General features: G+C 43.6%; 29 protein-coding genes. 23 read left to right on the top strand and 6 right to left on the bottom strand.

Features of this window, described 5'->3' with window-relative positions; all coding sequences use genetic code 11:
• The first annotated feature begins 14 nt into the window (after positions 1-14).
• Positions 15-908 (top strand): deoxyribonuclease IV, encoded by an 894-nt coding sequence (locus tag AR337_RS06225; protein WP_059171158.1) that lies wholly within the window; start codon positions 15-17, stop codon positions 906-908.
• Positions 909-1,014: 106 nt separating this feature from the next.
• Here the strand turns inward: AR337_RS06225 and AR337_RS06220 are convergent, their stop codons facing one another.
• Entirely contained in the window at positions 1,015-1,269 is a 255-nt protein-coding gene (locus tag AR337_RS06220) for a DUF2624 domain-containing protein (RefSeq protein WP_059171157.1), read from the bottom strand.
• 172 nt (positions 1,270-1,441) lie between these two features.
• Between AR337_RS06220 and AR337_RS06215 the strand changes: the two genes are divergently transcribed.
• From AR337_RS06215 to AR337_RS06205, 3 genes are read left to right on the top strand one after another with little or no spacing between them, the layout of a single operon-like run.
• Positions 1,442-2,215: a metal ABC transporter ATP-binding protein gene (locus tag AR337_RS06215; RefSeq protein ID WP_059171156.1), complete on the top strand. Its 774-nt coding sequence runs from the start codon at positions 1,442-1,444 to the stop codon at positions 2,213-2,215.
• Entirely contained in the window at positions 2,212-3,063 is an 852-nt protein-coding gene (locus tag AR337_RS06210) for a metal ABC transporter permease (protein ID WP_059171155.1), read from the top strand. Before AR337_RS06215 ends, AR337_RS06210 begins: the two co-directional genes overlap by 4 nt.
• Positions 3,064-3,075: 12 nt before the next feature.
• On the top strand, positions 3,076-3,486 hold the full coding sequence (locus AR337_RS06205; RefSeq protein WP_059171154.1) for a Fur family transcriptional regulator: 411 nt from the start codon (positions 3,076-3,078) through the stop codon (positions 3,484-3,486).
• A 28-nt stretch (positions 3,487-3,514) separates the two neighbouring features.
• On the opposite strand, the gene AR337_RS06200 is transcribed toward AR337_RS06205, so the two are convergent.
• Positions 3,515-4,072, bottom strand: a complete 558-nt coding sequence (locus AR337_RS06200) for a hypothetical protein (protein ID WP_059171153.1) — start codon at positions 4,070-4,072, stop codon at positions 3,515-3,517.
• 336 nt (positions 4,073-4,408) lie between these two features.
• Here AR337_RS06200 and AR337_RS06195 point away from each other — a divergent pair, with 336 nt between their 5' ends.
• Positions 4,409-4,747 carry a hypothetical protein gene (locus AR337_RS06195; protein ID WP_082686902.1) on the top strand — a complete coding sequence of 113 codons (339 nt, stop codon included), beginning with the start codon at positions 4,409-4,411 and terminating at the stop codon, positions 4,745-4,747.
• A gap of 74 nt (positions 4,748-4,821) precedes the next feature.
• On the opposite strand, the gene ispG is transcribed toward AR337_RS06195, so the two are convergent.
• The 3 genes from ispG to AR337_RS06180 form a co-directional block, all read right to left on the bottom strand.
• Positions 4,822-5,928 (bottom strand): flavodoxin-dependent (E)-4-hydroxy-3-methylbut-2-enyl-diphosphate synthase, encoded by a 1,107-nt coding sequence (ispG, locus tag AR337_RS06190; RefSeq protein WP_059171151.1) that lies wholly within the window; start codon positions 5,926-5,928, stop codon positions 4,822-4,824.
• A gap of 116 nt (positions 5,929-6,044) precedes the next feature.
• A complete protein-coding gene (locus AR337_RS06185) occupies positions 6,045-6,365 on the bottom strand; it encodes a FimV family protein (protein ID WP_059171150.1) in 321 nt (106 codons plus the stop codon).
• A gap of 119 nt (positions 6,366-6,484) precedes the next feature.
• Positions 6,485-7,258 (bottom strand): DUF1189 domain-containing protein, encoded by a 774-nt coding sequence (locus AR337_RS06180; RefSeq protein ID WP_059171149.1) that lies wholly within the window; start codon positions 7,256-7,258, stop codon positions 6,485-6,487.
• 142 nt (positions 7,259-7,400) lie between these two features.
• Between AR337_RS06180 and AR337_RS06175 the strand changes: the two genes are divergently transcribed.
• Positions 7,401-7,883, top strand: coding sequence for a DUF456 domain-containing protein (locus AR337_RS06175; RefSeq protein WP_059171148.1), 483 nt, complete (start codon positions 7,401-7,403; stop codon positions 7,881-7,883).
• 92 nt (positions 7,884-7,975) lie between these two features.
• On the opposite strand, the gene AR337_RS06170 is transcribed toward AR337_RS06175, so the two are convergent.
• A complete protein-coding gene (locus AR337_RS06170) occupies positions 7,976-8,671 on the bottom strand; it encodes a Crp/Fnr family transcriptional regulator (protein ID WP_059171147.1) in 696 nt (231 codons plus the stop codon).
• A gap of 321 nt (positions 8,672-8,992) precedes the next feature.
• On the opposite strand from AR337_RS06170, the gene sodA reads away from it, so the two are divergent.
• The 17 genes from sodA (at position 8,993) to AR337_RS06085 (ending at position 25,565) form a co-directional block, all read left to right on the top strand.
• Positions 8,993-9,601, top strand: coding sequence for a superoxide dismutase SodA (gene sodA, locus AR337_RS06165; RefSeq protein ID WP_059171146.1), 609 nt, complete (start codon positions 8,993-8,995; stop codon positions 9,599-9,601).
• Positions 9,602-9,734: 133 nt separating this feature from the next.
• Entirely contained in the window at positions 9,735-10,952 is a 1,218-nt protein-coding gene (locus AR337_RS06160; RefSeq protein WP_059171145.1) for an MFS transporter, read from the top strand.
• A 140-nt stretch (positions 10,953-11,092) separates the two neighbouring features.
• On the top strand, positions 11,093-13,240 hold the full coding sequence (locus AR337_RS06155) for a penicillin-binding protein 2 (RefSeq protein WP_059171144.1): 2,148 nt from the start codon (positions 11,093-11,095) through the stop codon (positions 13,238-13,240).
• Positions 13,241-13,486: 246 nt separating this feature from the next.
• Positions 13,487-14,437: a PstS family phosphate ABC transporter substrate-binding protein gene (locus tag AR337_RS06150; RefSeq protein WP_059171143.1), complete on the top strand. Its 951-nt coding sequence runs from the start codon at positions 13,487-13,489 to the stop codon at positions 14,435-14,437.
• A 109-nt stretch (positions 14,438-14,546) separates the two neighbouring features.
• A complete protein-coding gene (gene pstC, locus AR337_RS06145; RefSeq protein WP_059171142.1) occupies positions 14,547-15,494 on the top strand; it encodes a phosphate ABC transporter permease subunit PstC in 948 nt (315 codons plus the stop codon).
• Position 15,495: 1 nt separating this feature from the next.
• Positions 15,496-16,380 carry a phosphate ABC transporter permease PstA gene (gene pstA / locus AR337_RS06140; RefSeq protein WP_059171141.1) on the top strand — a complete coding sequence of 295 codons (885 nt, stop codon included), beginning with the start codon at positions 15,496-15,498 and terminating at the stop codon, positions 16,378-16,380.
• A gap of 18 nt (positions 16,381-16,398) precedes the next feature.
• Complete coding sequence (gene pstB / locus AR337_RS06135) at positions 16,399-17,208, top strand: phosphate ABC transporter ATP-binding protein PstB (protein ID WP_059171140.1); 810 nt, start codon at positions 16,399-16,401, stop codon at positions 17,206-17,208.
• Between the two features lie 35 nt (positions 17,209-17,243).
• Complete coding sequence (phoU, locus tag AR337_RS06130) at positions 17,244-17,903, top strand: phosphate signaling complex protein PhoU (RefSeq protein ID WP_059171139.1); 660 nt, start codon at positions 17,244-17,246, stop codon at positions 17,901-17,903.
• Between the two features lie 268 nt (positions 17,904-18,171).
• Entirely contained in the window at positions 18,172-18,816 is a 645-nt protein-coding gene (locus tag AR337_RS06125; RefSeq protein ID WP_156424326.1) for a hypothetical protein, read from the top strand.
• 53 nt (positions 18,817-18,869) lie between these two features.
• The gene (gene rpmG / locus AR337_RS22625) at positions 18,870-19,019 is read left to right on the top strand and encodes a 50S ribosomal protein L33 (protein ID WP_082686875.1); all 150 of its coding nucleotides are present in this window, start codon (positions 18,870-18,872) and stop codon (positions 19,017-19,019) included.
• Positions 19,020-19,437: 418 nt separating this feature from the next.
• Entirely contained in the window at positions 19,438-20,001 is a 564-nt protein-coding gene (locus tag AR337_RS06120) for a 5-formyltetrahydrofolate cyclo-ligase (protein WP_172797515.1), read from the top strand.
• Positions 19,998-20,780, top strand: coding sequence for a DUF92 domain-containing protein (locus AR337_RS06115; RefSeq protein ID WP_082686874.1), 783 nt, complete (start codon positions 19,998-20,000; stop codon positions 20,778-20,780). The genes AR337_RS06120 and AR337_RS06115 overlap by 4 nt, the downstream gene beginning before the upstream one ends.
• Positions 20,781-20,869: 89 nt before the next feature.
• The gene (locus tag AR337_RS06110; RefSeq protein ID WP_059171136.1) at positions 20,870-21,064 is read left to right on the top strand and encodes a hypothetical protein; all 195 of its coding nucleotides are present in this window, start codon (positions 20,870-20,872) and stop codon (positions 21,062-21,064) included.
• A 384-nt stretch (positions 21,065-21,448) separates the two neighbouring features.
• Complete coding sequence (locus AR337_RS06100; RefSeq protein WP_059171134.1) at positions 21,449-23,011, top strand: rhomboid family intramembrane serine protease; 1,563 nt, start codon at positions 21,449-21,451, stop codon at positions 23,009-23,011.
• A gap of 43 nt (positions 23,012-23,054) precedes the next feature.
• Entirely contained in the window at positions 23,055-23,261 is a 207-nt protein-coding gene (locus AR337_RS06095) for a YqgQ family protein (RefSeq protein ID WP_059171133.1), read from the top strand.
• A 14-nt stretch (positions 23,262-23,275) separates the two neighbouring features.
• Positions 23,276-24,244, top strand: a complete 969-nt coding sequence (locus AR337_RS06090; RefSeq protein ID WP_059171132.1) for an ROK family glucokinase — start codon at positions 23,276-23,278, stop codon at positions 24,242-24,244.
• Positions 24,245-24,377: 133 nt separating this feature from the next.
• Positions 24,378-25,565 (top strand): M14 family metallocarboxypeptidase, encoded by a 1,188-nt coding sequence (locus AR337_RS06085; RefSeq protein ID WP_059171131.1) that lies wholly within the window; start codon positions 24,378-24,380, stop codon positions 25,563-25,565.
• Positions 25,566-25,609: the final 44 nt, after the last annotated feature.

The following is a 25,609-nucleotide window of genomic DNA, read 5'->3' as shown; positions in this document are numbered from 1 at the left end:
AGGAGATGGGGAATATGTTGAAAATTGGCTCTCACGTATCGATGAGCGGAAAAGATATGCTGCTCGCAGCCAGTAAGGAAGCCGTATCTTATGGTTCGAATACGTTTATGATTTATACAGGTGCACCACAAAATACCAGAAGAAAAAAAATTGAAGACCTGAACATTGAGGCGGGCAGGAGGCACATGGAAGAGAACGGGATAGGCGATATCGTCGTCCACGCACCATATATTATCAATATTGGTAATACGGTGAATCCTGCAACCTTCGAATTAGGAGTCAGTTTTTTACGCTCTGAAATTGAACGTACGGAAGCGATAGGCGCAACGCAAATTGTCCTGCATCCAGGTGCCCATGTTGGCGCCGGTACGGAAGAAGGCATTAGAAAAATTGTCGAAGGGCTGAACGAAGTGCTGACCGGAAAGGAAAACCTCCAGGTTGCCCTGGAAACAATGGCAGGAAAAGGTTCAGAATGCGGAAAATCCTTCGAGGAGCTAGCGATGATAATCGACGGTGTCACCAACAGCGACCAGCTTTCTATATGCTTTGATACTTGCCATATACATGATGCAGGCTATGATATTGTAAACGATTTTGATGGAGTCCTCGAAGAGTTCGATAAAATCATCGGAATCGACAGGCTGAAGGTACTGCATATCAATGATAGCAAAAATGCTGTCGGGATGAGAAAGGACCGTCACGAAAATATTGGTTATGGCCATATTGGCTTTAATGCCCTAAGCTATATCGTTCATCATCCCCAGCTATCACATGTACCAAAAATCCTTGAGACCCCTTATGTAGGGGAGGACAAAAAAAGCCAGAAACCCCCTTATAAGCACGAAATTGAAATGCTTCGGAACAAAGTATTCGATCCCAGCCTAAAAGGACTGGTTGCCCCTGTATAAAGGTTTCTCAGCCGGCTATCCATAAGAATAAAAGAGCCTCCTTCTTGCGTTAAGTGCGCATTTGGGAGGCTTTTTTTGAGAGGAAAATCGTTCGTTGCAGAGCTAATTAATTTGTAAATTTTAGAAATAGCTTGTTTACTTCCTTGGCGGTTTCGGGCCCTGCAATTTTTGCTATTTCTTTAATGATTGCTACCCTTTGGGCACTGTCAAAAATGTTAACCTGTTTACCACGTAAGTATTCGGCAATTTTGCCCGCTTGGCTGCGATTAATGGATATGCTGAATTCCGCGGCATAATTTAGAAGTTCATCTGCCGTAATTGTATTAATTTTATGGTTGATTATGTTTTCAAAAATCTTCACTATTAATCACTCCCCATCCTAATGTATGTATCAAAATCCGAAACAGTGCAAAAAATTAATGGGCTGAACTGAGTTGTTATCGACCAGGCGCCTTTACATTCGCCACTAACTGCGTTATACTACATAACGTAAATCGGAATGATTCTTATAATTAAGTAATTAAGGTGATTGTATGGCTAATGTGCCGGTTATTAATATAAACGGGCTCTCTTACCAATACGAAAGGGAAAGGGTACTTGAGGATATTAATTTAATTGTCCCAAAAGGAGCTTTCCTTGGTATAGTTGGTCCAAACGGGTCAGGAAAGTCGACCCTCCTAAAACTGATTCTTGGGCTCCTCAGCCCGCAAGCGGGAGAAATCCGCCTTTTCGGCAAGCCTATTTCCACCTTTTCGGATTGGGATAAAATAGGTTACGTCTCCCAAAAAGCCAACTCTTTTAATTCAGGTTTTCCAGCCACCGTTGAGGAGGTTGTGTCAAGCGGCCTGACAAGAAAAATAGGCCTGTTTCGTTTTATGCGAGCGAGTGATAAAGTGAAAGTACGGAATGCGCTGAAATCGGTTGGCATGGCTGAATTCTCGGGTAAAAATATTGGCGAGCTTTCGGGCGGCCAACAACAACGCGTTTTCATTGCTAGGGCCCTTGTAAGCCAGCCTGAACTGCTTATCCTGGACGAGCCGACAGTCGGCGTTGATGCCCAGCGCGTTGAAGCGTTTTATCACATGCTAGAAATTCTGAATAAAGAACAGGGTATAACTCTTTTGCTAGTAACCCATGATATTGGGACGATTTCGGAAAAGGTGACACATGTCGCCTGTTTGAATAAGCATCTTCATTTTCATGGCGATGCGGGAGAATTCGAAAAACTAGCCGACAAAGGCCTGTCCGGCTTGTATGGGCATGAAGTCCATCTTCTAAGCCATCATCACGGGGAGGCGGGAAAATGATAAGTGGAATACTTCGGTATGAATTCCTGCAGAATGCCTTCCTCTCGGGAGCCCTCATTGGAGTCATAGCCCCGCTTCTTGGCGTTTTTATTGTGGTAAGGCGTCTATCTCTCATTGCCGATGCATTGAGCCATGTGACGCTGTCAGGAATCGCTGCCAGTCTTTTGCTTGAAAAAAAGCTAGGCATGTCTGGTTCGATAAATCCCCTTTATATGGGAATGGCCTTTTCGGTTGCAGGTTCACTCTTCATTGAAAAGCTTAGAGAAGTTTATAAACATTACCAGGAGCTGGCTATTCCAATCATCCTATCGGGCGGTATAGGCATAGGGGTCATTTTCATTTCTCTTGCAGATGGATTCACTGCGGATCTTTTCAGTTATTTGTTTGGCAGTGTAACAGCCGTTAGCAGGGCGGATGTTTGGATTATCGCCGCAATTAGTTTGTTTGTTATTATTGTTGTAATCCTGCTGTATAAGGAACTGTTTTTGCTTTCCTTTGATGAGGAACATGCAAAGGCCTCCGGAATAGCGGCGAAGGCCATCCATTTTATTTTTATCGTAATGGTAGCGCTTGTCATCGCAGCTTCCATGCGAATAGTTGGCATTCTTTTGGTCTCATCTTTGATGACATTGCCGGTAGCTGCGAGCATGAGGATAGCCAAGGGGTTTAAGCAGGCAATCTTTTTATCCGTGGCTTTTGGGGAACTATCTGTTATTGGAGGGCTTTTCGCAGCCTATTACCTTGATTTGGCACCGGGAGGGACTATTGTCCTCCTAGCAATCATTATTCTTATCGTGGTAATCATTTATAAAAAAACTGGTTTTAGTAAGAAGCAAAGTTTAACATAGGGGTGAAGAAACGTGAATGTGAATGAAGCCCTGGAATTTTTAAAGGAAAAAGGCTACAAGTATACGGGAAAAAGGGAAGAAATGCTCCAGCTGTTTTCTGACAGCGATAAATATTTAACGGCGAAGGAAGTCCTGGAAAAGCTGAAGGCGGAATACCCCGGGCTTAGTTTTGATACCATTTATCGGAACCTGTCTTTGTTTGCCGAATTGGGAATTTTGGAAACAACAGACCTCTCGGGTGAAAAGCATTTCCGGTTCACCTGTTCCCATACATCACATCACCATCATTTTATTTGCCTGGATTGCGGGAAGACCAAGGAGCTTGGCACCTGCCCGATGGATGGGCTTGGTGAAGACCTGAGGGGGTACGATGTATCCGGCCATAAATTTGAAATATACGGGCGATGCCCTGAGTGCCTATAAAAAAACAGCCCCGGAAGAGGCTGTTTTTTTATATCCACTTTTGAATCCAATCATTGGCTTCCTGCCAGTTTGCAACACGGATGACTCCTTTTGGAACTGGATCCCGGTTATAAGGAGTGTCGAACAGAAGGACAGGTATGCCGCATTCCTCATGGATGGAAACGGCATTATCATGCTTATCCTCCAAAAATAATTCAACACCGTATTTTTTCGCTGTTGCAATTTTGTTGTGTGTTCCAATCAGTTCGATGTGGTGGTAGGCTAATTCATTTTTTGTAAACCACTGAGCTGTCAGGTCAAGCAAGTGGGAAGCCCTTGCGCTAATAAAGTATAGCTCAAAGTTTTTTGCCCACTCGGTCAATACCTCCCTTGCACCTTCCGCAAGAGGGGAGCCAGAATATATTTCCGGTTCAGCCCCCTTGAACCATTCAGCGAACTGCTCTCTCGAAATATCCACCAAATGAAGGAGGTCGTATTCTTTCACATCCTCTAGGGTGACATTCAGGTTAAACGCATTGTTTATATACGGCAAAATGCTTGAGGGCGACGTTACTGTACCGTCAATATCAATTCCAATTTTTTTCATGTTCAATAACTCCTCTGTCTCTCTAAGTCCGCAAATACGGTCGTTCTTCTCTTTATTTTACCAAAAAAAAACTCCTCGTGTAGTCCTTGCAAAGATTGACATAGTAAAAAAAGCTGGCCAGTAAACACTAAGAAAGCTCCTACCTTTAGAAAGCGAGGGATTTAGGTGGCCGATCAATCGAGGGAAAACAACACGATGCAGCAAAGATACAGCCAACCTGGGGGCTCTGCCAATGCCGGGGAATCTACCGCCTATGGCAGAGATAGTTCCAACTATTATGAAGAAACCTCCACGGAATCAATCCTGCTTCTGCCTGAGCCTAGCCGTACAGGCGGAATGGCGGATACAGAAACTGCCTCTAACGGAGGCATCCGGAACACTAGGGAGGAAACTGCGGCTGAAATAGCAGCTCCTGTCCCTATACGGCAAAACAGGCAGGAGTCCCAGGGAAAGCTAGATCAAATGGACCGCGAGACGGCTAGCGGTATGCTTGGCTTTGCAGCTCTGGGTCTGGCAATTTTGTCCCTGTTCATCTACCCAGTTCTGCTCGGCATTGCGGGAATCATAGTCGGATTCCTTGCTATGCGCAGAGGGGCAACAAAATCAGGCGGATGGGCAATTGGCATCGGAGCAATCTCACTTATTATCGGGATGTTCATTACACCATTTTTCTAGACTTTTCACAGGAGCAATGGAAAAGAGGCCTGGCATTCGCCGGCCTCTTGCCTTTTATCCCTATACGCCACACTTTATACACCTTGTTCTTCGAGTGCTTTCTTTTGGAAATATTCCTCGGCGATTGCGTCAATTTCTTTTTTCAATTCTTCAACCATTATTGCCTCTGGTACTTTTCGGATAATTTCACCTTTCCGGAAAAGCAGCCCTTCGCCTCTGGCACCAGCGATGCCGATATCCGCTTCACGCGCCTCGCCTGGTCCATTTACCGCGCACCCTAAAACGGCAATCTTAATCGGTGCTTTAATTTTCTGGATATATTCCTCAACTTCATTGGCAATACTGATCAAATCAATCTCAATCCGTCCGCAAGTTGGGCAGGAAATGAGGGTGGCGGCATTCGACGAAAGCCCAAATACCTTCAAAAGCTCACGAGCGACCTTAACCTCCTGAACCGGATCGGCACTTAGCGAAATTCGGAGTGTGTTGCCGATTCCCTTGTTTAAAAGTACGCCGAGGCCTGCTGCGCTTTTAACCGTGCCGGAGAATAGTGTCCCCGATTCAGTAATGCCGAGGTGCAATGGATAATCAAAAGCTCTTGCAGCCTTGTCGTAGGCTTCGATTGCCAGATTAACGTCCGATGCTTTCATTGAAACGATGATATCATGAAAATCGAGATCTTCAAGGATCTTAATATGGTGGAGCGCGCTTTCGACCATGCCATCTGCGGTTGGATAGCCATATTTATCAATTATCCTTTTTTCGAGTGAACCTGCATTTACTCCGATCCTGATTGGAATTCCGCGCTCTTTGGCTGCCTTGACAACCGCTTCAACTTTTTCGCGTTTCCCTATATTTCCAGGATTTATCCTTATTTTGTCGGCACCGCCTTCGATCGCCTTTAAGGCTAGCTTGTAGTCGAAGTGGATATCAACGACGAGGGGAATATTAATACGTTTTTTGATTTCGGAAATGGCGTTGGCCGCGCGTTCATCAGGGCAGGCAACCCGGACAATTTGGCAGCCGGCATCTTCCAGCCGTTTTATCTCGGCAACCGTTGCTTCAACATCATGTGTTTTCGTCATTGTCATGCTCTGTATAAAAAGCTCGTTACTCCCGCCAATCGTTAGGTTGCCGACTTTGATTGGACGGGTTTTTGTGCGATGTATGATTTCATTCATTTGGCAGTTCGCTCCTTTGCGTACTGATAAAAGTAATATTATAAAGATAAAGCAGTACTTAATTATTTTATCAGTAGCCAGACAATCTTACAAGGCAAGGGCACTTTTAACATGAGTTAGTATCCATAGACAGGGAAACGGTATTCCTTCCCTATTTGAAGCTTTTCCGGGGAAGCCCCTGAATTAAGGGATTGGAAGTCACTAACCAGTTTTGCAATTGATACGTTTGAGCTTTTTCCATGCTTTTTCTCTACAATTGAGAGAAGTGTCTGGCCAGGCTGAACGGTCGCTGTAAAATGAGGCTTGTTTGGAACAACTTCCACAATAGCCTTCTTTTCGGGGGCTGCGCTTGAAACAGGGAGGGTGCCATCTGTCAAATCAATATATATGCTGATCAGCAGTGTAACTGTAAAGAGTGCAATTATAATTCTTTTCATTGGACAGGCCCTCCATCAGGAATTTTTACCATATATATGTTTATTCCTAAAAAAGTAGAACTATATAGGAGAAATAAAAAACGCAGAGCCCTGAAACGGCCTGCGTTTTTAAAAGAGCATTATGAAGCTTTTTTGGGTGCCGGCGTTTCATTAATTGCCAAATAAAGAACAATTGCTGACACGAGCCAGTTAATAAGGAAGCCGCTTGGAACAGGTGTTTTAATGGCTTCCATAATGGTGAAGAAAATTGTGGAAATTGTAACACTGTATGCCGCCATCCTCCAAAGATGGCCATAGTTGAGGCGCCTGCCGCCAATATTTTTAAGAATCAGGCCCATCAATGCAAGAAAGCTTACTTCAATGAATTTCATCGCCGATGAAACGAGATAAATAAAGATAAAGGCTATAGGAAGGATGATATAAGTGGCTCCTTCCATCGTGGAAAAGAAGTCAACAAAATCCTTTTTTCCGATCTCAGCAGCATCAATAATTGAATATGGGTACGTCTGGACGTTCCCGCCTGCCGCCAGTGCAAATTCATCCTTCAATAATCCAAAAGCGTTTCCCGTTTCCCTCAAATCTTCTCCGCTTACTGAACCGGTCGGATCTATCGTAATCGAGAATCCGTAACGTTCCACGGTAATAGGCAAATTATTTTCAGTTTCCAGTATTCCGTTTTTGATTGTGAAATCCGGAAGTTTTTCCTTTGTTATTTCCTCCGCGGCCTGTATCCCCTTATTGATTGCAATGCTAAAATGGTAAAAGGTAGGCAGGACCGAAATTAAGGTGAGGAGGAAAACATAAAGTATCGTTTTGCCAATCCCCTGAAACCGGAAAATTGCTATGTCCCTTGGGGAATACATACTTTTATACATTTGTTTGAAAACATTCATAAACACACACCCCTAACAAGTTTCAGCCCTTCCATTTTATCTCTATATACATGTAATCACAAGCACAAAAAGCGGAAGCGTTTGCTAGAAGGCCCTAAGGAAAGGGTATAGGGCTTTTATATTGGCTAAAGGAGTTGTTTTAATGGAAAGTGTTATTTTAGGAATCGTCATCTTACTATTTATTGTCGCATTTATCGGCATCTTTTTTCCGGTTATTCCAAGTGTCTTATTCATTTTTGCCGGTTTTCTCGTCTATGGATTTTTCATTTCCTTTGAACCATTCAATTGGTTTTTCTGGATTGTCCAAGGGTTGTTCACGGTATTGCTGTTTGTTGCGGACTATTTTGCAAATGTACTTGGGATTAAAAAATATGGGGGCTCCAGAGCTGCGGTTTGGGGCAGCACAATCGGTTTGATTGTTGGCCCCTTCGTCCTTCCTTTCGCGGGAATCCTAATCGGCCCTTTTATCGGGGCAATTGCGGCGGAATTGCTCATTCATCGGAAAGGGTTCGCAGATAGCGTGAAAATAGGATTTGGCTCAGTCATTGGCTTTATTGGCGGAGCAGCAGCTAAAACGGTCATTCAGGCGGGGATGGTTGCCTATTTCCTCTTCATGGTTTTATAACAAATCCACTTTTTGGGCAGATTATTTAGTATGGCAGGCAGGCAAGAAGTCAAAAAAGCCGCAACCCAAGATAATGGGGTTGCGGCTTTTTCCTAATTCAGTCCGCAAATTTCATGCGCACAGTTTTGGCAATCAACTTCCTGCCTTAAATAAGAAAGATCTTTAATGGTGAATTTTTGTTGGTCATAGCTGATGATTTCATTATCCCTTAATTCCTTCAGGCTTCTTTGAATTACTTCCCTTGTCCCATAAGTGAGATTAGCAAGTTCCTGGTGGGTGAGGGGAAGGTCAATTAGAATTCCATCTTCAGTTGAAACCCCGTAGGAATTGCAAAGTCGGATAAGAATGGAATAGAGGCCGCCTTTTTTCCCATTCATTATCAAGTCTTGGCACTTCATCTGAGCCTTCAGGTAGGAAGTGCTAAGCCATGCTGCCAGCTCGGACATGGCATAAGGGTCATTGGTTATGAATTCCTCAAATTGATCCCGCTTAATTGCAAGCAGCTCGCAATCTGTAAGCGCTTTTGCGGAGAAGTGATAACGGGATGATGGTTTAAACAATTGGTACTCAATAATCATCTCTCGCGTATTGAGTATTTTAAGGATGAATTCTTTGCCTTTTAGATGGACCCGACCGATTGCGATACTTCCTTTTTGAATAAGGTAAATATATTCCACCCGATCCCTTTCATGGAAGAGTACGGTACCGGCTTTTATTTTCTGGACAGTCTCCTTTTCCCCAAAAAAATGGCTAAGCAAATGAAATAATGAAACACTATTCTCCTGCATGTTCGCAACTCCTTTTGTGCCGTCACTTTGATTTAAAAAGATTGTTATCATGATGTCAATATCGCATTTACATTTATTGGAACAAGATTCCCTTAGATATGACTAAAATCGTTGACAAGACTGAAGAATTCTGAAATTGACAATTTAACGAATTTTTAATAGAACGGGTATAAAGGGAGCATGTATGAATTCTTTTCTAGCTGGGAAGGGTATTCAATAGCTTCAAGCATTTCATTTGAAACAGGCACTAAACTTTGTTAAGCTAAAGCTGCAAAAGCATTAAGAAAATTGAAAAATCAAAGTACATAGGAGGAGTTGTCCATGGCATTTGAATTGCCTCAGCTTCCTTATGCGTATGATGCGCTTGAGCCGCACATCGATAAGGAAACAATGAATATCCACCACACCAAGCATCACAACACATATGTTACGAACTTGAATAACGCACTTGAAGGAAATGAAGAGCTCCTTTCGAAAACTGTTGAAGAAGTCGTTTCCAATCTTGATGCTGTACCTGAATCTGCTCGGACCGCGGTCCGCAACAATGGAGGAGGGCATGCAAACCACAGCCTTTTCTGGCAAATCCTCTCCCCAAATGGCGGCGGAGAGCCGACTGGGGATTTGGCAGACGCGATCAGCAGCAAATTTGGAAGCCTGGAAACCTTCAAGGAAGAGTTTGCAAAGGCTGCGACAACTCGTTTTGGTTCAGGATGGGCTTGGCTGGTTGTTAATAATGGGGAGCTTGAGATTACAAGCACACCAAATCAGGACTCTCCATTAATGGAAGGCAAAACACCGATTTTAGGCCTTGATGTCTGGGAGCATGCTTACTATTTGAATTACCAGAACCGCCGTCCTGAATACATCAACTCCTTTTGGAATGTGGTCAACTGGGATGAAGTATCGAAGCGCTACAGTGAAGCGAAATAATAGAATAGGAAAAGCCATGTGCTGATCCATTTATTGAAAAAAGGCAGAGCGATTCTGCCTTTTTTCATTTTATCTGAGAATATAAATGCCGATGTTGTTGAAGACTACCCTTAAGAAAAAAGGGAGTTTTCATATGGTAAAAAAACTTAGGATCCTTGGGGGTATTTCTTTAACAAGGGATCTTGTGCTGCTGCTCGCTTTGGGTGGGCTATATTCCCTAAGCGTTGCTTTGTCCAACACATTTGTAAATATATATTTATGGAAGCAATCGGGGGATTTTGCTGAAATCGGCCTATATAATCTCTCTATTGTCATCCTTCAGCCAATTACATTTTTCCTGGCAGGCAGATGGGCAAAAAAAGTAGACAGGATTATCGTGCTTAGGACGGGTGTAATTTTCCTGGCATTGTTCTACTTCTCCGTGTTAGCTGCTGGTACGGGAGCATCCCGCATGCTAATGGTTTTAGGCGGCCTTCTAGGCATCGGTTATGGATTTTACTGGCTTGCCTTCAATGTCCTCACTTTTGAAATCACCGAACCGGATACAAGGGATTTTTTTAATGGCTTTCTCGGAATTCTATCTTCGGCGGGGGGGATGGTCGGACCAATTGCTTCGGGCTTCATTATTACCCAAATTGGCGGCTTGAAAGGATATATGGCCGTGTTCGGGCTATCTCTTACGCTTTTTTCCCTCGCAGTCGTCCTTAGCTTCTTCTTGAAACCCAGGCCTTCAGAAGGAAAGTATTCCTTTAAAGAGGTTCTTATTGAGAGGAAAAGGAATCAAAATTGGCGGTTTATTACGAATGCCCATCTTTTTCAGGGTTTAAGGGAAGGGACATTTGTTTTCGTCATTTCGGTTTATGTCTTTCTGTCTACGGGCAGTGAGCTGTCTTTGGGTACATTTGGATTGATAAATTCCGGAGTATCTTTTGTAGCCTATTTTGCCGCCTCGAGGTTGATAAAGAAGAACAGGCGAAAAAAAGCCATTCTTCTTGGCGGCATTATTTTGTATGCAGCGGTCTTCCTGATTTTCAAAGATGTAACCTTTACAAAATTATTGATATATGGAGCAACGATCGCGGTAGCCTACCCCATTCTGCTCGTACCCTATATGTCAATTACCTACGATGTTATCGGAGGAAGCTGGAAGGCTGCGGAAATGAGGATTGAATACATTGTCGTCAGAGAGATCTTTCTCAATACGGGGAGAATCATTTCCATTTTGGTTTTTCTGGCCGCAGTTTCGCTTTTTGATTGGCATAAAAGTATACCTGTAGTCCTGCTCATATTAGGCGCGGGGCATAGCTTTATTTATTTCTTCGTCAAAAAAATACATCTATCTTCCCCATAAGGAATTTTGCTCCTAGGCCAAAATCCTCAATTTGTTTATTTCTTAAAGGATTAAGCAACTGGAAGGGGGTTCCAGATAGAAAAAGTATTCACTTTCCTATAAAATAAGAAGAGTGAATATCTGATGGAAAGTGTGAGTATATGGTAACGAAGAAAAAGAAGAAGAAGGCGCATGTTCCTTTCAGGCTGAACATGCTGTTTTTCGCAGTGTTCGTCCTCTTCTCAATGTTGATATTACGGCTGGGTATTGTTCAGATTGTATACGGTGATGACTTTAAGAGGGAAATTGAGCGAACCGAGGAGATTACAGTAAAAAATCCAGTTCCCCGCGGGAAAATGTTTGACAGGAATGGAACCATTATTGTCGACAATACCCCCTTAAATGCCATTACGTATACCAAATACCAGGGAACAACCCAGGAAGAGATGCTTAAAGTTGCCAAAAAGCTCTCGAAGCTGATTGATAAGGACCCTAAAAAGCTTCAGGAGAGGGATAAAAAGGATTTCTGGCTGTTAACGCATAAGGAAGAGGCAAAAAAGAAAATAACCAAAAAAGAATGGGATTTATACGATGAAAAGGAATTGAAGGATGCCGATATTTATAAAATGCAGGTGGACAGGGTAACCGAGAAAGACCTGAACAGCCTCACAAAGGATGAACTGGAAGTGGCAGCAATTTTCCGGGAGTTCAATGCTGGCTATTATCAGTCTCCACAAATCGTCAAAAACGAGAATGTCACGCCTGAGGAATTTGCTGTTGTGAGTGAAAACCTTGAGGATTTGCCGGGCGTTGATACAACAACCGACTGGAACCGCCAATATGTTTTCGACGGCACACTGAAAACAATCCTTGGAAATGTTACTAGTTCCGACAAAGGAATCCCTAAGGAGCAGTTGGACTATTATTTGTCCAGGGATTATAGCCGTAATGACCGTGTTGGAATCAGCTATATAGAAAAACAATATGAAGAGGTCCTTCAGGGACAAAAGGCCAAAGTGAAAAACAAGACCGACAAATCGGGAAAAATCCTTGGAACGACCGTGGTTTCAGAGGGCAAGCGTGGAAAGGACCTAGTGCTGACGATTGATATGGAGCTTCAGCGAGAGGTTGAAAAAATTCTCGAGGAAGAATTATGGAAGGCCAAGAAAAACGGCAATTCCAAGCTTCTGGACCGTGGGTTTGTGGTCCTAATAAACCCGTATACAGGTGAAATCCTGACAATGGCGGGCAAAAAAATCGAGAAAAACCCGAAAACCGGGAAATACGAAATGAGCGACTATGCATATGGGACATTTACAACTTCCTACAACGTTGGTTCAACTGTTAAGGGCGCAACCATTTATGCAGGCTATAAAACCGGGGCCATTAAACCAGGGGACAAATTTTATGACGCACCAATGATTATTAAAGGGACCAAACCAAAGGCTTCATGGAGAAGATCTGGGTTTGGCTCTATTAACGACCTGCGGGCCCTCCAGGTTTCATCGAACGTTTATATGTTCCATACCGCGATTAAAATCGGCCATGGATCATATATTCCAAATCAACCTCTTCGCATTCGTAATGATTCTTTTGACATCATGAGGGGATTATTCGGCCAATTTGGCCTTGGCGTGAGGACTGGTATCGACCTTCCAAACGAGGCAGTTGGTTTCCCGGGAATAATTGACCCAGGCAAGCAGCTTGACCTGGCCATCGGGCAGTATGACACGTATACAGCAATGCAGCTGGCACAGTATGTTTCAACTGTGGCAAATGGCGGGACAAGGATTCAGCCACATATAGTGAAGGAAATCCGTGAACCGGTTATGGAAGCAAACAAGCTTGGTCCAATCATTCAAGAAATCCAGCCTAAAATCCTTAACAAGCTTGATGGAGATGAAGAGTGGATTAAACGTGTTCAAACAGGCTTTAGGATGGTCATGCAAGGTGATGGAACAGGTGCGAGGAAATTTGGCAGCGCGAAATACAATCCAGCGGGGAAAACAGGTACTGCCCAAGCTTTCTATGATGGTTTTGAACGCAAGAAATTCGGAAAAATTCCTCCTGAGGTCATGAACCTCAGCCTTGTAAGCTATGCACCGCATGAAAAGCCGGAGATTGCGATGTCTGTAATGATTCCGTGGGCATACCAGGGCAACAATGGAATCTCTTACAACAACGAAATTGGGCGCAGAGTACTTGACACTTATTTTGAGCTTAAGAAAGAACGTGAAACAGGTGGGACTCCGGAAAAACCGGGTGATGATGAAAATATAAATGAACAAGAAACTGCATCTGGCCAATAGGCTAGTAGAACCGTCTCTAATATGAGGCGGTTTTTTTTTTATCGTTTAGGGAATAATAAACGAACATTACTTGAAAAGTATTATAGTAATCCAGCTCCACAAGAGATAGGGTGAACTGAATTGTAAATGCTTTTATTAAATAAATTTACAAATTGTTTACATTCGGTTAAAACCCAATTAACACTAAGCCTTTATTCTAAACATGCAAGGAAGAAAAAAACAATTTCTCCAGGGGGTATAATTGAAATGAAACTTGTCAAAAAACTTGGAATGGTTTTGATGCTTGCTGCGGTTATGGTAGTTGCAGCCGCTTGTGGAGGAGATAACAAAAATAATGCAGATGGCCTTGAAGGCAGTGTGGTCATCGATGGATCAGGGACTGTATTTCCTTTCATGGCTAAAATGGGTGAAAACTATATGACCGATGAGCAGGAAAATGTATCTGTCGAGGTCAGCAGGGCAGGAACTTCCGCCGGTTTTAAAAAATTCCTGGTTAAAAACGGAACGGATTTCAATAATGCCTCACGGTCAATAAAAGATGAAGAAATAGCTGAAGCAGAAAAACAGAGTATCGACGTTCAGGAACTGAAAGTCGCGCTCGATGGCATCACAATTGTAATCAACAAAGACAATGACTGGGCAAAAGAACTGACGAAGCAGGAAGTCATTGATATATTTACGGCCAGCAAAGGTAAGAAAAACTGGTCTGATGTCCGCCCAGGTTTTCCAAACGAACCAATTAAGACATACGGCCCAAATGAAAACCATGGGACATATGAATTCTTCTACGAAAAAATTCTTGAAGAGCAGGCCCTTCCAGAAAAAATCAACCTGCAGCAGGATTACTCGACTTTAGTTGATCTTGTTTCTAAAGACAAAAATGCAATCGGATTTTTTGGCTATGGCTACTATGAAAGCAATAAGAACAAGCTTTCTGCTGTAAATGTCGATTTTGGCCAGGGACCGGTTGAACCGTCGCTAGATACAATCAAGGAAGATGGCGATTATGCGGAATTCACTCGTCCAGTTTTCACATACTTGAACGTAAACCATGCGAAAGAAAAGCCTCAAGTACTTGATTATGCAATCTACACAATGGAAAATGCACAAGATGTTGCCAAGGAAACAGGATTTGCGCCACTGTCTGATGAAGATAAAGAAGCAGCTCTTGACGCCTTGAAAGCCTTGAAGAAATAACAAAAGATAATTATAGGTGCACTAGGAAGATGAGGAGTATTTCGCCTCATCTTCTCGCCGTGCATTGGAGTACTGGCTGTTTAGTATTAGGGTGAAAGGGGTTATTACAATGGACAAAACCACAGGGGAAAAAAAACTCAACATTAGCGGCCTGATAGAAAAAAAGAAAAAAACGGCAAGTGTTGGGACAATTACCGAAAAGTTGATTCCTGGGATATTATTTGGAATTGCAGCTATATCTGTATTAACAACAATTGGAATCGTATTAACGTTACTAACTGAAACAGTATTATTTTTTAAAGAGGTTCCTTTTCTTGACTTTTTTACCGGAACGAAGTTGAAGCCACTGGGGAAGGACGCTGTATTTGGCATTCTACCGCTTTTGACTGGCACACTTTTGTCAACAGTGATAGCCATGGCAGTCGCCATTCCGATTGGCCTGATGACGGCTGTCTTCCTGAGTGAATATGCTTCTGAAAAATTACGGAGAATCCTTAAACCGATTTTGGAAATACTCGCAGGAATCCCGACAATCGTCTATGGGTTCTTCGCATTTACATTCGTCACTCCTCTATTGCGGTCTTTTATTCCAGGGCTTGAGCCTACAAATATCCTCAGCCCGGGGATTGTGATGGGCATTATGATTATTCCGATGGTCGCATCCCTTTCGGAAGATGCGATGACCTCCGTTCCCAATGCAATGAGGGAAGGGGCGCTCGCCTTGGGTGCAACAAAGCTTGAGGTGACCTGGAAGGTTGTTGTTCCGGCCGCGATTTCCGGAATCATTGCTTCCTTCGTCCTCGGGATTTCGAGGGCAATCGGAGAAACGATGATAGTGGCCATCGCAAGCGGAAGCTCCAAGAACTTTACGTTTGATGTGACTCAATCGATGCAGACAATGACGGCTTATATTGTCGAAGTTACTGGTGGAGAAGCAGCGGCTGGGACAACTTTGTACTACAGCCTCTATGCCGTGGCGATGACTCTGTTTGTGTTTACTCTTATTATGAATCTTGTCGCCCAGTATGTTTCACGCAGGTTCAGGGAGGAATATTAAGATGAAATATATTGATAATACACAGGTTGAAAGGAAAATGGGAAAGCGCCTTTTGGTAAACAAAATCGCGAAATTGATTTTCCTCCTGGCAACACTTTTTGGCATCGCCGTCCTGGCCGTCCTTATTTACAGGGTCGTCTCGGACAGCATGGGCTGGATCGATAAAGATTTCTTACTGAATAGGCTATCAACAAACCCGGAAAAAGCGGGAATTCTTGGGGCAATCTATGGAACATTGTGGCTAATGGCTGTTGTTGCTCCAGCAACAATGATACTTGGTGTTGGCACTGCGATTTATCTTGAGGAATATGCGAAAAAAGGAAAGCTTCAGGCGTTTATTCAGACGAATATATCCAATCTTGCGGGAGTCCCATCCGTTGTATTCGGAATACTGGGGTTGACTGTTTTCGCCAGGGCGCTTGGTTTAGGCTCTGTTGTTCTTGCCGGAGGGCTGACAATGGCGTTACTTGTCCTGCCGGTTGTTGTGGTGGCGAGCCAGGAAGCTATCAGGGCTGTTCCTCAATTTTTACGGGAAGCGTCTTACGGAATGGGAGCGACAAAATGGCAAACAATTAAAAATGTCGTCCTGCCAGCATCTCTCCCAGGCATATTAACGGGCGTCATTCTTGCGCTATCGAGGGCGATTGGCGAAACAGCGCCGCTAGTGGTCATTGGCATACCTGCGCTACTAATACCGCTTCCAGAGGGCATTTTTGACAAGTTTACGGTCTTGCCAGTCCAGATTTACTATTGGACAGTCGACTCGGCGCTCGTCGCAGAGTATGCAAACCTGGCAGCGGCTACGATTGTCATCCTGTTAATCGTCCTTTTTGTGATGAACTCGATTGCAATCATTATCCGAAACAAATTCCAAAAAAGATATTAGAGCTGGAGGGAACTAGCTATGGGGATTACAGCAGGAAATATAAATGGAACATCAGCACAGGAAATTGGCAAAGAGAATATAGTCTATAGTACACGGGATCTCAATCTCTGGTATGGCGAAGGACACGCTTTAAAAAGTATTAATTTGGATATTGCCGAAAATGAAGTTACCGCCATCATCGGACCATCTGGATGCGGCAAATCAACTTATATTAAAACCTTGAACAGGATGGTTGAATTGGTTCCCACAGTCCGGATTTCCGGAGAAATTCTTTATAGGGAAAGAAACATTCTTGACAAGGAATACAAGGTCGAGGATTTGCGCACTAGGGTTGGGATGGTTTTTCAAAAACCGAACCCATTCCCAAAATCAATCTATGAAAATATCGCGTACGGTCCGAAGATCCATGGAATAAAAAACAAAAAAATCCTTGATGAAATTGTTGAACAGAGTCTGCGCGGAGCGGCAATTTGGGATGAAGTAAAAGACAGGCTCCACCAGAATGCGTATGGTCTTTCAGGTGGGCAGCAGCAGCGCATTTGCATCGCTCGCTGCCTAGCAATTGAGCCGGACGTCATATTAATGGACGAACCAACTTCCGCGCTTGATCCAATCTCAACGTTAAAGGTAGAAGAGCTTGTACAGGAATTGAAGAAAAATTATAGTATAATTATTGTCACCCACAACATGCAGCAGGCTTCCCGGATCTCGGATAAGACTGCGTTCTTCTTGAATGGGGAAGTCATTGAATTTGCCGAGACAAGCAAAATCTTTTCCAATCCATCCGACAAACGGACGGAAGATTATATTTCTGGGCGGTTTGGCTGATTTAAGTCATACCAGCACGTAAAAGGTGGGATACAATGAGCACGAGGACGAATTTTGACAACAACTTGAACCAGTTGAAAGAAATGCTGACGGAAATGGTGAAAATGGCAAAAGATGCTGTAGAAGACTCAATCAGCACATTCATTTCGCAAGATATGGACAATGCGAGGAAAATAATCGAAAAAGATGAGGAAATCAACCGGCTTGAATATCAAATTACCGAGAAGGCCATTTTGCTGATTGCCACAGAATCGCCTGTCGCTACCGATTTAAGGGCTATTCTTGCCGCCCTCAAAATCTCATCGGAGGTTGAGCGCATTGCCGACAACGCGGTAAATATCGCCAAGTCCGCCCTCCATATCGGCAAGGAAAAGCATATTAAAGAGATAAAGGATATTCCGAAAATGAAGAACCTTGTCATCGAAATGCTTGATATCGCCCTGCAATCCTTTTACACTAACGATGTTGCTTTGGCAAGGAAATGCGCGGAAATCGATGACCAAGTGGACGAAATGTACGGCCAACTTGTCCATGAACTATTAGGGCATATCCCTGGAAATCCTGAAGCGACGAATCAGATTACGCAAATGTCGTTTACTTGCAGGTATTTGGAGCGAATCGGAGACCATTCCACCAATATAGCGGAGCAGGTTATCTTTTCGGTAACAGGAAAACGATATGATTTGAACCATTAAGAATTGAATATGTGGCGAAATATGTATACCGAGGGTAAAAAACAAAGCGGCTTTTTGTCGAATCAAAGCGGGATGGTTGAACCTGGGGGCCAGCTGAAAATTTTTTACACTCAAGCAAAGAAGTGTTTCCGGGGATAGGCGATTTCCGACAAATTGCGTTTATTGTAAGGGCTCCTTCCAGGTGCTACCATTATTAATGAAGAGCGGTCCTAAACTGGCCGCCAACAGAATAAAATGGTTAGTTATCCAAAAAAGGGCGGTTATGGGAATGCTAAAGACAGGGTTGGAAACGGAACATGAACCAAAGAAATCTGTTTCCGGGATTGCAAGTCCCCCGGAAAAGCTGGAAGTCACAACGGGTCTATGGACAGAAGGTAAAGTATATGGGATGTTCGAAGCAAAGGAAACGCTGTTATACGGGGAGGAACTTACACTAAAGGTCTCGGAAGAACATCCCCATTCGAGAATTACAGTTATTCATTATTATATTTGTAATCACAGCTCCGCTGAAAAGCAATTAAAGCTATTGGCGTTGCATCTTTCAAAAACATTTAATATGGACCAATTTTCCTTTATTTCCCCAGCCGATGAAACAATCTTTCATCTTGCGGGGGAAAAAATGTTTTTACTCGGCGGTGTTCCAGGACCGTCATCTAAATGGGCGGCAACAGTCATTCCTTCCTGGCATGTATCCTCTGATACTATCTGGGCGGATATAGGGAAAGGCATACTTAAATACTTCCCAATGGCTAAAGGGAATCCAGCCAGCATCTTATCGGCGGCAATCGTGATTCCTCCAGGGAAAACAGTAAAGGCATCATCATGGATTATTTCGGGAGACAGTAAAAACGAACTGATTTCCCTTAAACAGGTGCATTTAAAAAACAGACTAGCATTTCCAAATGAAAAGTGATATTATAGAAAAGTCGTATAACGAACAAGCTTTAATTGTTTGGAGGGAAAAACATGCGCGTGAATATTACGTTAGCTTGCACAGAGTGTGGAGAGCGCAACTATATTTCTAAGAAAAATAAACGCAATAATCCAGATCGCCTCGAGCTGAAAAAATATTGCTCAAGGGAAAAGCGTTCAACAGTACATCGCGAAACAAAATAAGCAGTGGGGCTTCCTACTGCTTTTTTTGTTGTCTAAAAAACTATTAATAGAACTTTGTGGAGAACTTGAAACAAGATTTTGTAATTCAGCTCCACGAGAGTAGGCTTCGGATAAATAATCCTCGCCCGAAATTATGCGTTAGACATAAATGAGGATTTTGCGTTGAGCACCAAGCCAGTTTCATCCCGAAGCATCTTTGAGTATCTTGTAACAAATCACGGCTTGTTAAAGCGATGATTTGTTACAGCTAGAGGTCTTAAGCCGGTTCCCTCAGGAAGGAACCGGCTTAAGCTGGTCGGGGCTTACCATTAAGGAAGCTTCCGAGAATTTTCATCGCAGGAAAAGGAGATTTTTGCCTGTCGCGAAGGCGCTTGCGCATTTTGTTATTGCCTAAAAATAGGAACAGGGGGTAATGAAGATGGAAGAAAAGAGCCAGTTACGAAAAACGATGATGGATCTACTTAAATCAATAAGGAAAGAGGAATATAGAGAACGTTCAGAACGGATTGCTGAAAATCTTTTTAGACAGCCGGCCTGGAAGGACGCAAATGTTGTTGGCATAACAATTTCCCGGCCGCCTGAGGTAGATACATATCAAATTATTTCTCGAGCATGGAAGGATGGAAAGCGGGTCGCCATTCCCAAGTGCCTGCCTGCCACCAGGGAAATGCAGTTCCGGTATTTAACTGATTTCTCACAGCTTGAAAAGGTTTACTATGGCCTTCTTGAGCCAATCGTAGAAGAGACGGAACAAGCAATTCCGGATGACATATCCATGCTGATTGTTCCAGGCCTGGCTTTTATGACGAATGGTTATAGGCTTGGCTTTGGCGGAGGTTATTATGATCGTTTCCTGAAAACCTACAAAGGGCAAACCGCTTCTTTGGCCTTTAACAGCCAAATTGTCGAAAACCTGCCCATTGAGGCTCATGACATACCTGTGGAATTAATCATTTCAGAAGATCGGGTTATTTCTCAATGATTACTGGGAAATTAATTAGTACAGCGCTTATTTTTCTTGTTGCCTGGACCGGAATGAAGGTTAAGGCGCTAACTGTGACTGGCTCTTTGGCAGCAGTGGCGGCAGGATTTGCAACCCTTGCAGGTACAGGTGTTGAAGGGCTTGGCCTGTTAGGTGCTTTCTTTGCTTCTTCAAGTCTATGGTCTAACTTTAAAGGCAAAAGAAAAACTTCCATGGACGAAAAGCTTGCAAAGGGCTCTACAAGGGACTGGAGACAGGTTGCGGCGAACGGTGGCCCTGCAGCTATATGCAGCGCACTGCTCCTTGCAACAGGAAATCCAGTATGGCTTATTTGTTTTTCTTCGGCTATTGCAAGCGCCAACTCGGATACCTGGGCATCGGAAATTGGCCCTCTCAGTAAAAAGGACCCAATCAATATTCATGGATTTAAACGAGCTGAACGAGGAACATCTGGCGCAGTAAGCATTTTGGGAACAACCGCTTCATTAGCAGGAAGCGCGTTTATTGCGCTGCTGGCGGTATATTTTTTTAGGCTTTCGTATAGCGAAGGCATCATTATTTTTTCCTTTGGATTTATGGGAAGCATCCTTGATACACTCCTGGGTGCCTATTTTCAGGTTTCCTATAAATGTAAGGAGTGCGGCTTTGAAACTGAAAGGCCTATACATTGTGGAAAATCGACTATAAAGACCAAAGGAATAGCTTTACTGGACAATGATATGGTTAATTTTTTGTCGGGAGCACTTGCGGTTCTGGGAACGTATTTTTTCCTACTGTGATGTAAATGAGTGGCTTGGAAATCTATCGCCGGTGTTTTTTCGAATAACCTGCCTCCTCAAGGAAATGCTAAAAAAGGGAGGTTGGTGAAATGAATAAAACAATTTCGTCAGTCATCATGTTTGGAACGGCGGGGTACCTGCTCTACAGGAACAGGTATAAACTCATGAATCTGATGCTTGGAACCGGTTGGATTAGAAAAGCCGCAGTCAGGACAATCATGGGCATGCCCGGGGTGAAAAGAAAGATGATGGATTCTGTATTTGGAGAGCCGAACCGGTTGTAAGACGGGCGGCTCTTTTTCGTACACCAAGAAATAAAATAGATCATCATTATGGATAACTTGAATTAAGTTCCAGCTCCACAAGAATAAGCTTCAGAAGAATCGGCCTCGCACGAAGAAAAAGCGTTAGCAGAAGGAAAGCTTTCAAGAATAATCCTCGCACGAAATTATCATTAGGATAATTGAAGATTTTCGAGGGGCGCCTAGCCAGTTTTCTTCCTGAAAAAGCATCTTTGAGTATCTTGTAACAAATCATGGCTTGATAAAGCGCCTGCACATTATGTTCTCCCGTGATATTATTACAAGTTGATGGAAAATTCGTTTATAATGGTAGTGATATACGGTGCTAAGCAATTATTGCGGCGCTGGAAGAAAGCAGGGAATCTTTTGTACAATAACGAAGAATATATATTTTGGAAACTTGCGGAATCGTTTATCAAACGTTCTGGCTACAGGATTGTGAAACTGTTTCCAGATGAAAACGAACTATGGCTGGAAAAAAAGGAATCCAGGCAAACATCGATTATTCGCTTGTTCCGCTCCAATTTTGATTGGAGCAATAGGATGATTCAGGATATTGAGGCAACGGCGGCAACGGCGGCGAAAATCAGAAGCCAGCTTAGGCTTCGAAATCTTGGAATGGTCAATATATATGTAAGCGATCAGCCCCCGGTCGATGATTATACATCCGTTTTAAAAGAACCATTTATCTATAAAGAACGTTTCTCTGAAACTGCTGTTCATACCATTCTTTTTGCAAACGGTACATATGAAAAGGCTTCTGAAAAGCTTTTCCAACTGGCAGGCGGCGCACTTGGACAATCCACTGAACTAGAGGGAAGGACTCCCGAAGATATCGAGGAGGCCAAACGTAGTGCGCTGGAACACGCACTGAAGGCAAGCAGGCAGGAACAGGCGATTTTTACAGCGGGAAAACCGCTCCTTACATATTTTTTCATGGCCATTCAAGTATTGATGTTTATTGCGCTTGAACTGTATGGCGGCAGCACCAATCCATCCACACTAATCAGGTTTGGCGCTAAATTCAATCCATTAATCCTTGAAGGGGAATGGTGGCGGTTTATAACGCCCGTCTTCCTTCATATTGGCTTCCTGCACTTGGCCATGAATACGCTTGGCCTCTATTTTGTTGGAACCGCTGTGGAGAGGATATTGGGAAGCCCCCGTTTTATGTTTGTATACCTATTTGCCGGTTTTGGAGGGTCGCTGGCAAGCTTCTTGTTCAGTCATGAATTATCGGCTGGCGCAAGTGGAGCGATCTTTGGCTGCCTTGGCGCGCTCCTTTACTTTGGCATGATATATCCAAGCCTATTTTTCAGGACAATGGGCCATACAGTATTTATCATTATTATTGTCAACCTGGCCTTCGGGTTCTCTGTTTCAATGGTTGACAACGCGGGCCATCTCGGTGGGCTGGCAGCCGGTTTCCTTGGAGCGGGAATAGTCCATTTTCCGAAGAAAAAAAAGCCGTTGAGCCAATTTGCCTTTACCGTCTTCTCCATACTACTGGCAGCATTGATGCTGCAGCATGGTTACGGGGAAGGGTTGGGGCCAAAGGATGAACACTCGGTAATCCTGCTGGCAGAGGAGCAAGCCAACAAAAATGATTTTGAGAAAGCTTATACTATATTGCGGAATTTTGAAGAGGAAAACAGTGTTTCGGAAAAAACCTATTTTCTATTATCCTATATGGAAATAAAACTTGGAAAGCTTCCAGAGGCGAAGGCCCATTTAATTCACACGGTCAAGATGGACAATGACTTCCCGGAAGCACATTATAATTTGGCGTTAATCTATCTTCAGGAGAAGGACTATCTCACCGCAAGAGAGCATGCCAAGAAGGCGGCTGCCTTGAAGCCCGGCCAAAAGGAATATCAAAATCTGGTTGCCGAAATTAATAAGGCACTCTCCGGCCAGCCTGAAAATTAGCAACGATGATAGCACCATGGGGTGTAGGAAATGAGGGAAGTAAATGAAAAGCATTTATGAAATACAACAATTCCTAAAAAAGTATGGAACCATTATTTATGTAGGCAATAGAGCAGCTGACCTGGAACTGATGGAAGAGGAATTGACTGAGATGTATAACTCACAATTAATTGAAACACAAGAATTTAAAAATGCACTCATGCTTTTAAGGCACGAAATTCAGCTAGAAAGAGAAAAAAACAATAATTAAAGGTGGGAGCAACGATGGAGAAATGGCTGGCAGGAATCGACTTGGGAGGGACCACAATAAAGCTTGCATTTTTAACTGTATATGGGGAGATACTCCATAAATGGGAAATACCTACGGACCGATCCGATGGAGGCAGGCATATTGTCCTGAATATAGCAAAATCCATTGACGAGCGCCTGGAGGAACTTGGGCAGGGAAAGGAAAGGCTTGCTGGAATCGGGATGGGGGCACCGGGGCCAGTAAATTCGGATACAGGTGTCCTATATAATGCAGTTAATATCGGTCTGAGGGGAAAGTACCCATTGAGGGATATCCTTGAAGTGGAAACCTCGCTTCCTGCAGCGATTGACAATGATGCAAATTGCGCGGCAATCGGCGAAATGTGGAGGGGGGCTGGTGAAGGAGCCAAGGACCTTGTCTGCGTTACCCTCGGTACAGGCGTAGGAGGAGGAGTCATCGCGAATGGCCAGATTGTACAGGGCGTTAGCGGGGCTGCGGGAGAGATTGGGCACATTACTTCCATACCTGTGGGGGGCGCACAGTGTAATTGCGGGAAAACAGGCTGCCTTGAAACAATCGCCTCGGCTACTGGCATTGTAAGGCTAGCGATGGAATCTGTGGCGGCCGGCGAGCAAGGGATGCTGGCTGACATTCTTGCCTCCAATGGCCTGATTAGCGCAAAAGATGTATTCGATAGTGCGAAGAACGGTGATAAGGCTGCAATGGGCGTAGTGGATCAACTAGCATTCCATCTCGGGCTAGCCTTGGCAAATGTTGCAAATACCCTTAATCCCGAAAAAATTGTTCTCGGCGGCGGGGTTTCCTATGCTGGAGAGATTCTGGTCCAAAAAGTTAGGGAGCAATTTGTACAATTTGCCTTCGAAAGGGTCCGTGAAACGACTACTATTGCTTTGGCGACACTCGGAAATGACGCAGGGGTAATCGGTGCTGCCTGGCGTGTGAAAGAAAGGCTATCGATATAGTAGACTGTTTATGAGCGGCTTCCACAATGTGGGAGCTCTCTTTGTTCTTCTCCAGGAACAGGAATGATTCCCCTAAAGGTTCATACATATCTTATTGAGCTAAGGAATGACTTTCATGGGCAGGAGGAGAACGATGGAAATAAGTCAGCAGAATGGAAAAACTCTTTTGGATTATAGTTGCCTATTCCAAATTCCCCTTGAATTGATAAGGGACTCTAATGAGCAGGTTCTCGATGGAAAGTTAGAATTTGAGGGGAAAATCAATATCCCTGGTTATACTGCGTTTCCCTGCCATCTAAAAAGGGAAGAGAATCTGAAAACGGCTGCTGCATGCAGACAACTGGATACGGAAATGATTTTGCTCTTAAATGGCTGGAGGCAGGAAAAAGAAGCGCGGAGGAACAACATAGTCCTTTTACCATATAAGTTAACAGCCCCAATACTCATTGGCAGTACTGAATATTGTTCCATTACGCTTGAGAGGGATCTTTCAGCGATAAAGGAAGCCTACCCATTTGTAAGGCTTTCTACAATAGGTAAAAGTGTCCTTGGAAAGCCAATTTGGGAGCTTAAAATCGGCAGCGGGAAAAAAAAGGTCCACTTTAATGCTTCCTTCCATGCGAATGAGTGGATTACCAGCGGGATTCTTATGGAATTGGTAAATATGTATTTGCTTTCACTCACACATAATAACCAGATTGCTGGCAAAAGTGCATTATCCATTTATAATTCAGTAGAGCTGTCAATTGTGCCGATGGTGAACCCTGACGGGGTGGACCTGGTCCTACATGGCCCTCCTAAAGATAATGAAGCCATACTTATATCTATGAATAACGGAAGGAAAGATTTTTCAGGATGGAAAGCAAATTGTAACGGGGTAGACTTGAATAATCAGTTTCCCGCCAATTGGGAGATTGAAAAAGAAAGAAAGGAACCAAAGTCTCCCTCTTCGCGTGACTTTCCAGGAACGGCGCCTCTTTCCGAGCCAGAAGCAATTGCGATGGCTAGCCACGTATTAAAGAACGAGTTCGATCTTGTCGTGGCTTTCCATACTCAAGGGGAAGAGTTTTATTGGGGTTATGGGGGAAAGGAACCAGCGGAATCTGCCGCTATTGCTGAGGCATTCGCTAAGGTGAGCGGGTATAAACCTGTCCGCACCATTGATAGCCATGCTGGATTTAAAGACTGGTTCATTCAGGAATACGGGAAGGCGGGATTTACCATTGAGCTTGGCAAAGGAATTAATCCTCTTCCGCTTTCACTGTTTAACAAGATTTATAAGGACGTCTCAAGTATCTTTATTACTGCTTTGGCCGAATGATAAAAAATGTGAATAAAAATTAACTATTTTGAAACAATTATTAC

Source organism: Bacillus sp. FJAT-27445 (assembly GCF_001510665.1).
Lineage (GTDB): Bacteria > Bacillota > Bacilli > Bacillales > Cytobacillaceae > Bacillus_D.
The sequence above is the reverse complement of the archived record's forward strand: the minus strand, read 5'-3'. Positions and strand labels throughout refer to the sequence as shown.